At 63.3% G+C, this 8,809-nt stretch carries 8 protein-coding genes; all 8 read right to left on the bottom strand.

What is annotated here, in order from left to right; all coding sequences use genetic code 11:
• Positions 1-399, bottom strand: a 399-nt coding sequence (locus SH809_16590; protein ID MDZ4701332.1) for a lasso peptide biosynthesis B2 protein, incomplete at its 3' end; no start/stop codon positions are given.
• Positions 392-679, bottom strand: coding sequence for a PqqD family peptide modification chaperone (locus SH809_16585; protein ID MDZ4701331.1), 288 nt, complete (start codon positions 677-679; stop codon positions 392-394). The genes SH809_16590 and SH809_16585, both read right to left, overlap by 8 nt.
• Before the next feature lie 31 nt (positions 680-710).
• Positions 711-1,841 carry a nucleotidyltransferase family protein gene (locus SH809_16580; GenBank protein ID MDZ4701330.1) on the bottom strand — a complete coding sequence of 377 codons (1,131 nt, stop codon included), beginning with the start codon at positions 1,839-1,841 and terminating at the stop codon, positions 711-713.
• A gap of 2 nt (positions 1,842-1,843) precedes the next feature.
• Positions 1,844-3,118: an MraY family glycosyltransferase gene (locus SH809_16575; GenBank protein MDZ4701329.1), complete on the bottom strand. Its 1,275-nt coding sequence runs from the start codon at positions 3,116-3,118 to the stop codon at positions 1,844-1,846.
• A 324-nt stretch (positions 3,119-3,442) separates the two neighbouring features.
• Positions 3,443-4,651, bottom strand: coding sequence for a glycosyltransferase (locus SH809_16570; GenBank protein ID MDZ4701328.1), 1,209 nt, complete (start codon positions 4,649-4,651; stop codon positions 3,443-3,445).
• A gap of 201 nt (positions 4,652-4,852) precedes the next feature.
• Positions 4,853-5,344, bottom strand: a complete 492-nt coding sequence (locus SH809_16565) for an alpha-1,2-fucosyltransferase (GenBank protein ID MDZ4701327.1) — start codon at positions 5,342-5,344, stop codon at positions 4,853-4,855.
• A gap of 15 nt (positions 5,345-5,359) precedes the next feature.
• Positions 5,360-5,743 (bottom strand): hypothetical protein, encoded by a 384-nt coding sequence (locus SH809_16560; GenBank protein MDZ4701326.1) that lies wholly within the window; start codon positions 5,741-5,743, stop codon positions 5,360-5,362.
• Positions 5,744-6,367: 624 nt separating this feature from the next.
• A partial coding sequence (locus SH809_16555; GenBank protein ID MDZ4701325.1) for a dockerin type I repeat-containing protein occupies positions 6,368-8,809 on the bottom strand: 2,442 nt, incomplete at its 5' end.

Raw genomic sequence — 8,809 nt, 5'->3', positions numbered from 1 at the left:
GCCGATCAGGACGAGGCCGTTCTGCTCCAGCCAGGCGTGGGCGAGGAGGTCGCCGGCCTGTGCTTTGCGGACACCGATGTGCAGGGTCGCATCCTCACCGTGCCGGCGCAGCATCCACCGCAACGCGAGGGCCTGCGGCAGACACGGGCTGTCGCCCAGCACCCGCCGGCCGACGGCTTCCACGGCCCAGATCATCCGGCGCCGGCGCGGTTCGGGAATCGCGGGTGCGGCGGACATCTCCCGGCCCGACGGCCGCCCGTCAAGCAGACGGCGGACCACCCGATAGGGCAGCAGGGCTAGCGCCAGGCGGAGGCCGACCAGCAGGATCGCCACGCCGGCGAGCAGCCGCCTCTCGCGCCACGCATGGAAGCGCCAGGGTATGGAGCGACGCTCAAGCATGCGTTTTTTTGACTTCGACGAGCCGGCGGGCGACCATGTCCTCGACGAACCGAAGGATGTCGCCTTCGAGCAGGACGGGGTCGACATCGTATTCGTCTTTCAGCGCCGAAACGACGGCGGCCACGGGCGTGGGCTCGGCGACGAGGGTCCAGATCCGGGTGCCGACATCGTTGAGGCCGTAGTAGCGGCCAGTCTGGGCGTTGAGGAGGACGGCCTCGCCTTCCAGGTCGGCCATCATGAGGTCGGGCTCGACTACGAGGGTGTCGTTGAGGGAGATCATGCCGTTCGGGAGTTGAGGTTGCACGAGGGGATCAGGCGTGGGCGCGCCGTTTCCGGCGCACGTGTTCGAGGCAGACATTGACGAAGTAGCGCCCCTTTTCGAGGGCGCCGGCCAGAATGCGGGCCTGGAGTAGATGAAACGCGATCGGGCGTGTCGGGCCGGTGTCGGCGAATAACCGGCGCTCGATCCGATCGGCCAGGGCGCCCAGTGTTCGGTCGGCGTCGGCCCAGTGCGCGGGCAGCTCCGTGCCGCAGAGCCGATGCGCGAGGAGCAGGCTGATGGCCACATACCGATCGGCCTTCAACGCGGCGGTCCGCTCGGCGACGACCGGCCAGTCGATCGCGTTGTTCGCGACAAACGCGGCGAGGTCGGCGATCATAAATAAGTGCGACCACGCGTGTTTGGCGCTGTGGATGCAGAGGAAAGCGACGAGGTCCTCGGGGCCAAGCGTGCGCACGTCCAGCCCGCCGATGGTGACCGTCCGGCAGCGCGCCCGGATGGCGTCGTCGTCGGCGCCGGCGGCGTAGGCGATCCGGAGAAACGAGGCCTGTTCGAGGCCGAGGTGGACGTCCACGTCGCACGGCGCGCCGCGGAAGGTCATCTGCTTCTTCCAGTCCAACTCGCGAGCGGCAGCGTCGCCGGTGAGGTCGGGCTGGTAGTCCATCTCCGCGAGGGCCAGCCGGACCTCCTGGTAGTGTTCTGGATGGATGAGGAGATCGATGTCGCCCGGTTTTCGCCAGATCGGGTTGCCGTAGGCGAGCCGGCCCAGGGGCAGCCCTTTGAGGACGATCGCCGGGATGCCGCGCGCATCCAGGTGGCCGAGGACGCGCCGGAGGGCGATGATCTGGACGTGGATGAGCATGGACATCCGGTGGAAGTCCTGCTGGATCGCCGCGAGCGTGTCCGCCGGCGCGGCCGGGCCCGTCCGATCTCGCAAGGCGCGGTACAGGAGCGGGATCATGCCATGACCGCGGGCCAGGGCAACGAGCCGGTCCCAATCCACTCTGCCCGACGCGAGGAGCGCGTCGATGGCGGCCTCGTTGCCCGCATCCGACGCTGGCCGGACGGCGCGCAGGAGGAGCTCCAGCGCCGGCGGATGGGCGTTCCCCGCGGCCCCTCGCGGGTGTGTCACAATGCGAATCGGCGTTTCGAGCGTCTCCATGCCTACTCCTCCGCCAACGTCTTCTCCGACGTCTTCTCCTGCGGCTTCATCGCGTCGCGTGGGAGGGCGAGCGGCTTGCGCCAGAAGGCCGGGTCGGTGCGCCAGCTGTCGTCGTGCGGAGCGCCGCGTTTTTCCTCCGACGTCTGCCACTGGCCGCGGGGCACATGGTTGGTGAGGCGGTTTTTCAGGAGGCGTTTCACTTGCTGGAAGCCGATCCGGAAGCGCAGGTAGCCGAGTTTGCGAAGAAGGACGCCCGGCACGAGGGCGGCGAGGGCGACGATGACTGCGAAGTAGCGGGCATCGACGACGACCAGCATGATAGCCATCAGGCCCAGCGCTGCGTTCAGCGCATACAGCAGCAGGACCGCGCCGGGCACCGTCATCTTGAACGTCTCGATGAGCCGGTGGTGGATGTGGTCCTTGTCCGGCGCAAACGGTGACTGCCCGTTCAGGATGCGGCGGACAAAGGCGACGGAGGTGTCGAGCAGCGGGAAGCCGACGGCCAGGATCGGGATGATGAGCGCCAGCACCGGGTTTTCGTGGCTGGTGCCGGTGAGCGTGTAGGTGGCGAGCATGAACCCCAGGAAGAGGCTGCCGCTGTCGCCCATGAAGATGGTGGCGGGGCTGAAGTTATGGACCAGGAAGCCGGCGATGGCGCCGGCGATGACCAGGGCGATCGGGAGAAACTGGAGGTCGCCCAGGGCGCTGAAAACCAGCGCCAGACTGCCGAACGCGATGAGGGTGATGCCGCCGGCGAGGCCGTCGAGCCCGTCGATGAGGTTGACGGCGTTGATGACGGCGACATACCAGAGCAGGGTGAGGGGGAGGGCGAGCGAGGCCTGGATGTAGGGGTCGTCGCCCAGGAGGGGGATGCTGGAGACCTCGACGCGGAAGCCGGCAACGAACATCAGGTAGGCGACGAGGAGCTGAAAGAAGAACTTCTTCTTGAAGCCGAGCCCGTACGCGTCGTCATACAAACCCGTGAGGGCCATAGCGATGGCGCCCAGGATGAAGGGCATCGAGGGCACGTAGAGATCGAACCCAAAGGCCGCTTTCAGGTCCTCGTCGAGCAGGTAGAAGTAGGCGATGCCGAGCAGGAAGGCCGAGACGATGGCGATGCCTCCGGCGCGCGGGGTGGGCCGGCGATGCATGGCGCGTTTGCCGTCCGGGATATCCACCCACTTCTGGCGCAGCGCCAGCCAGGAGACGATCGGCGTCAGGATCAGCGCCGTCAGAAACGCGAGGGAGAAGCCCGTCAGTAAGGATATGGTGCTCATACTCGTTCCCGTCCCGGGACGGCGTGCCGCGACGCCCGGGGTTACGGTTTAAGAATGCGGTCTGAGGCTCGCCGACGACAGAGGGGGGGCGTCGTGAGCGAGCGGGTGCGACTGGGGAGCGGATCGCCGCCGCGAGGTCGCTGGTAAAAAACTGTGCTGTCTGGAAAAGCCGGTAGATTCGATGGCTGGCGTAGTACGCTTAGTGCGTCCAATCCTGCCAGTTATGGCAACCTTTTCCGGTGATCGAGGCTTCGGTTCTGGCGATCGAAGGCCGAAATAGAGTCATTTCAAGCCTTTTTGCGCCGAACCGACCGGTGCTTCGATCTATACCGTGGTTAAAGCAAGCGGTGCGCCGGATCGGCGGGTTTGGGCAGCGGCATCGAGCAGGGCAAATATCCGATCGGCCCGCTCCTCGGGCCGGCACATCGCGAGGATGCGGCGCCGGCCGGCTTTCCCCATCTGCTCGGCGACCTCCGGGTGTTGGAGGAGGTGGATGATGCGTTCGGCCATGGCTTCGTAGTTGTGTTCCTGCACGAGAAATCCTGTTTCGCCATCGACAATGTTCTCCGTCAGCCCGCTGTGCGCCGTCGTCACCACGGGTAGCTCGAACATGGCGGCCTCGGCGGGGCTTACCGGGAATCCTTCCTGATCCCCCGAAATCGAGGTGACGCTGTGCTGGGCGAAGACCTGGCCCCGGTTCATGATCGGGAAGGAGTGCTCCCGGCCGAGCGCGCCGTGCAGGGTGACAGCGTCGGCAATCCCGAGTGACCGGATGCGGTGCTCGACCTCGGCGCGGAGCGGCCCGTCCCCGATGATTTCCAGCCGGGCATTGGGGATGGCGCGGTGGACGAGGGCGAAGGCGTGGACGAGGGCGATCGGGTGTTTTTTCTCGGTCAGACGGCCGAGGTGGATCACCGTTGGCGGCTGCTGCCGGCGTTGATCCCAGGGCATGGGGGTGATGGCGTCCGGCGAGATACCGAGGCGGACGGTATGGATCAGTCGAGGGTCCACGCCGGCCAATACGAGGAGTCTCCTCATGTGCTCCGACACGACAATGATGCCCTGTGAATGTGCGCTTGCTTCGAGAAAGGCACTCTTATACCGCTCGCTCGCAAACGCGCAGGTTACATCGAAGGCATGAACCTGGAGCACATAGGGAATTCCCATCGACCTCAGAAAGGGCGCAAGTAGCGCAGCCGAAGTTCCGTAATCCAAAAAGGCGACATCCAGTTGGCTGACGGCATCGATATGCGTGCGGAGAATCCGTTGGGCCGCCGTCTGAGCATAGTTGAATCGCAGCAGATCGCCTCGCCGGCCGAAGACCTGGCCCACCTTGTAGAGTCGGTAACTTTTGGCCTCCGGGATTTCGTGGTAGCCGGTGGGCAGTGTGGTTATGCCGGGAAGATCACGCGTCGAGGCGGCGCCCGAGAAAAAGGTCAACTTCGATGCGCGGGCATCGAGGGCGTAGATGAGGTCGTGGATAAAGGTCTCGCTGATGGAGACGGGGCTGTGGGTGAAATAGCCGATATGCATGGGAGAATGGATTGAGAATCGAGTACGAGTACCGCTTCGCGGAGTTAATATTTCGGGCAGTTTGAGAAGCTGGGCGTACCAAACGACCAGGCCCCTCCTCGGGCAGAGGAGGGGCATGACTTGTCACGCGGCATCGCTCAGATGTGTACCCTGTCCGAAGTATTGTGAGTAGGAGAACTGATGTGAAGGACGCTCAACGTGTTAAAGCAAGTGCCAGCTTTCCGGTATGCGATCTGATGAATCGAGTTGGCCGCTTTTTGACCATTTTCGGGGTGCAATCACGAGCTTGTCAGGATCTTTGCCGAGCCACGCGCCCCACCATCCGAACGTGCTGTTGGGGATGATGAAGTGCCGGCAGGAGGACATGAGCATCAAATCCTGAATAGCCGCCCCACCTGTAGTCTCGGCATCAACAAAAGTCAGCGGGTGGTCGGACGTGAAATGCTGGCGACACCAGGAAATATCGTCGGAGAAAATGAAGTAATGCGGTTTAGTCAGCCTTGATTCTATGTACCTGAAAGCACTTTTGTAGTAGTCCGGCTCTACGGCACCCAACAGCGCGCTGTAATGCGGGTTGGAAACATAGTCTCCCCGGCGAATATGGACGGCAACGGATTCGCCCGAGTTGATCTCTGTCGCAATGGGTCGTGCGGTGTCGCACAGCGTATCACGGAAAGTGAGTTCTTCCCGCAATTGTATGGATATGGGTTAGAAATACCGTTCGCTTTGCAGGGATCCAACGATGCACATCGGTGCGGTTAAGTCGGGTATCAATGGGTCGAAGGTTCGTCCCCGTTCCCAATAAACGCGTTGTGGCCGAAGTGCTTTTTTGAGCCGGTGTCCGATTCGTCCGATGATTGTTTTTGGTGTTGGATTGAAATAGCGAACTTCATCCGCAGTGGCAACCTGCGCGTTGATGTGAAAGGCGCCAAGCTCGAAGTCTCGATATACAGCGTGTTCGCCACCGTTTCGATCTTCAAGTAGGCTAAGATCCAATTTTAAGGGAACGCGGTTCCGAAGAGCCAGAGCTCTTCCGGCGGCATACTGGAAGAGTTGATTGCCCAGCCCGCCCATTAGTCGAATGACAATCATGGCGTTTCACGTTTGAGTTGTATTTTGTAGACAGTTTTCTCACAACTGTGCCAATTCTGGTGATCAGGCCCCTCCTCGATCCGAGGAGGGGCGAGTTCTGACGTCGATTTATCGAGGTCAGAACGGGGAGGAGTAAAGCCTTGCGTCAGCTTAGATTATTTTTATGCAACTCGACCCGAGAGCCGAGATTGCAAAAAGTATGGCAGCGACTGCGGGGGTGTACCTGGACTCATCTGCCCGGTGTCGATTCGCTCCTCCCCATCCCGTCAACGCTTCGCTACGACGGGATTTGCCCCTCCTCGGATCGAGGAGGGGCCTGGCCGTCAGGCACGGTTTAGCTCCAGAAAATGTCCACAGTATTAAGTTGTGACTTGCAGGAATGGCAATGCCCTCTCTTCTTATTTCATCCCACACGTGAGGCGGGATCTCGACGTCTCGCCATTCGAATGAATTACTTCGTCTCAACGAGTCAACGTTCAACGAGAAAACGATTTCGAGTACGAGAATTGATGTGAGGGGCGTTCGAGGCGGAAACGGATTCGAGTACGAGTACGAGTACCGCTTCGCTGAGTACGAGTACGAGGATTGAAAGGAGAAACGTTCAACGAGTAAATGTTCAACGCACTAACGTGCGGTTATGCAAGCGCTATCGGCCGGCAGGCAGTCGATAATGCCCACTACGAATTGCAGGATGTAGGAGGCGTCGAGGGGGGTGACGAGGCCGTTGCCGGTGACGTCGGCGGCGAGGAGGGCGTCGCCGCCGAGGAACTGCTGGCCGGCGACATGCTCCAGCACCAGCGCGGCGTCGAGGGCGCTGATTTCGCTGTTGCCGCTGGGGTCGCCGTAGACGAGTGATGACGCTGGGGCTATCGTGTAGGTGACGGATGCCAGGGTTGGCATAGCGACGCCGCCGTCGGCGCCGAGCAGGTCGATCATCACGTTCTGCACGCGAGCGCCCATGGCGGGGGAGGTCCACACGGCCGGCGACAGCTTCACGCGCCGCGGCTCCTCGAACACGATCTGCACGGGTTGTTCGAACCGGGTCGACCGGATCGCTGTCACGCCGGTCTGGAAATCGGTCGTGGCCGGAATCCAGTCCGGCCCCACCCGCCACTCGATCCGGGCGTCGCCGTCTGTCTGGCCGGCGTCGCGGAGGTACAGCGGAAGCATCTCCCACAATCCCCCCACGACGTCGGCGCCGTCGGAGACGAGGGTGGAGGTGACGGTGACGCCGCTTTCGGCGAGGGTGAACGTGCGGGTGTAGGCGACATCGCCGGCGATGGCCCCGCCGGGGGCGCTGCGTGCGCCGTCGTGCGATCCGATCGCCCCGGAGACGATCACGGTGGCGCGTTCCGTTCCTTCGATGGTGCGCTCGACCGTCGGCATCCGGTTTCGGGCGGAGCTAAAGGGCTGGCCGGCGGCGTTGACGCCGGAGATCGCCTGGACGGCCCAGGTATCCCACCCCTGCGCGCCCGTCCATTGATCGGAGACGGCGTTCTGCGCGCCGCGCGACATCCCGAGCAGGGCGGCTCCGCCTTCTTCCGTCCAGAACGCCGACAGCGCGCCGCCGGAGAGCCCTGGTACGCCGTCGGCCCAGGCAGCGACGGTGGTGCCGGTGTGGACGATCGCGCCGTAGGTCCCGAACCGGGCGACGACAAAATCATCCCCAAACACTTCGATAAAGCCGGGTTCACGGAGCATCGGAGGGGACATCAGCGCGCTCCCCGAGGAGGCCAGAGCGCTTAGCTGGTCGTAAAATCCGGCGGGGTACAGGTCGGCCGCCGGCACGATCCCATTCAGCCAGTGCTGTGGCGACCAGGCCTTAGGGACCGCGGTCGACGCCGCGTTCCACGTCCAGCTCAGGCTGCCGTCGGTGTCGGCGTTGCGCTGGGAGATGGCGAGGGCGATGTCCGAACGCATCTGTGCCTCGTCCGGCAGTCCCTGGAAATAGGTCGATCCCAGCACGCGCCCCGTCCAGACGAGGTATTTCGCCTCGTCGGTCGTCATGGCGACGGCGTGGTCACGGGCGTAGGTGTGCCACTGGTCGGTAGCCGAGCCCCAGACGGTGCCGGTGTTGAAATGGGAGGGGCTGGTGAAGCGGCCGTCGGGTTCGGGGAGGGTCTGATGGGCCTTCAGGCGGGCTGATTTCTCAAGATACCCGTCGATCGTGGCGTCGTTGTACAACAAGGCGGCCCAGGCGATGAAACGCTGGGCGATGCCCTCGTAGGAGAGGTCGATGCCGTCGTCGCCGTGTTCGTGGAAGTAGCCGTCGCCTTTCATGATGACGTTCAGGACGTAGCGGGAGTGGTTCAGCGCGCGGGTTCGCAGGTCGTCGTCGTCGATGGCCTCGGCGGCGTACCACAGGCCGGCGAGCTGGAAGGTCTCCATGTCGGCCCCGCCGTTGCCGGAGGGGTAGAGGGCCGTCAGGCGGTCGAAGATGCGGCGCAGGCCGTCTTCGTAGGCAGACTGGATGTCGGGCGGCAGGCTCGGTTTCACCACGTAATACACGTACGCAAGGCGGGCGAGGTAGCCCCCGATGTAATCGCTGCGCCGGTTGGCGGCGGAGGTTTCGAGGTTGTGCTCGGTCAGGATGAGATCGACGGCCGCGGCGATGAAGGCCCGGTTGATGCCGGCCGGGTGCTGGAAATACGGGTTGCCGGGGTAGTCCCATGCCACCCACCAGGCCGTTTCGAGGGGATCGAAGAAGCCGCTGTTACGGCCGACCTGCATGTACACCGTGCCGTCGCGTTCGATGGAGGGGAGTGTGAAGAGGCCAGCGTCGACCCGTAGCCCGGTATTCGCCGGCATCTTGCGTCCCCGATCTTCCATCAAAATCCAGGTGCGGTGCAGGGCGTCCTTCGTCGTGAAATACCCGGGGTCGTACACGATAGGCTGGAGATCGACCTCGAAATCCGCCTCATCGAAGGTGCCGAGGTACGTCCGGAGCGTGATCTGATAGGGATGGACCTGGGGGATCTGCGCCATGGCTGGCCCGGTGAGCAGGCTGGCGAGAAAAAGCCAGAGATGGAGGCGATATCGGGAGGCGCAGGGCATTAGGGGTAGTAT

It is taken from the genome of Rhodothermales bacterium (assembly GCA_034439735.1).
Taxonomy (GTDB): domain Bacteria; phylum Bacteroidota; class Rhodothermia; order Rhodothermales; family JAHQVL01; genus JAWKNW01.
Note: the sequence above shows the minus strand (reverse complement) of the source record. Positions and strands in the feature narration are given on the sequence as shown.

Excerpts from the sequence above, each read along its gene's own strand:
- SH809_16575 (MDZ4701329.1), bottom strand. The coding sequence starts at position 3,118 with ATGAGCACCATATCCTTACTGACGGGCTTCTCCCTCGCGTTTCTGACG.
- SH809_16570 (MDZ4701328.1), bottom strand. The coding sequence starts at position 4,651 with ATGCATATCGGCTATTTCACCCACAGCCCCGTCTCCATCAGCGAGACC.
- SH809_16585 (MDZ4701331.1), bottom strand. The coding sequence starts at position 679 with ATGATCTCCCTCAACGACACCCTCGTAGTCGAGCCCGACCTCATGATG.
- SH809_16580 (MDZ4701330.1), bottom strand. The coding sequence starts at position 1,841 with ATGGAGACGCTCGAAACGCCGATTCGCATTGTGACACACCCGCGAGGG.
- SH809_16560 (MDZ4701326.1), bottom strand. The coding sequence starts at position 5,743 with ATGATTGTCATTCGACTAATGGGCGGGCTGGGCAATCAACTCTTCCAG.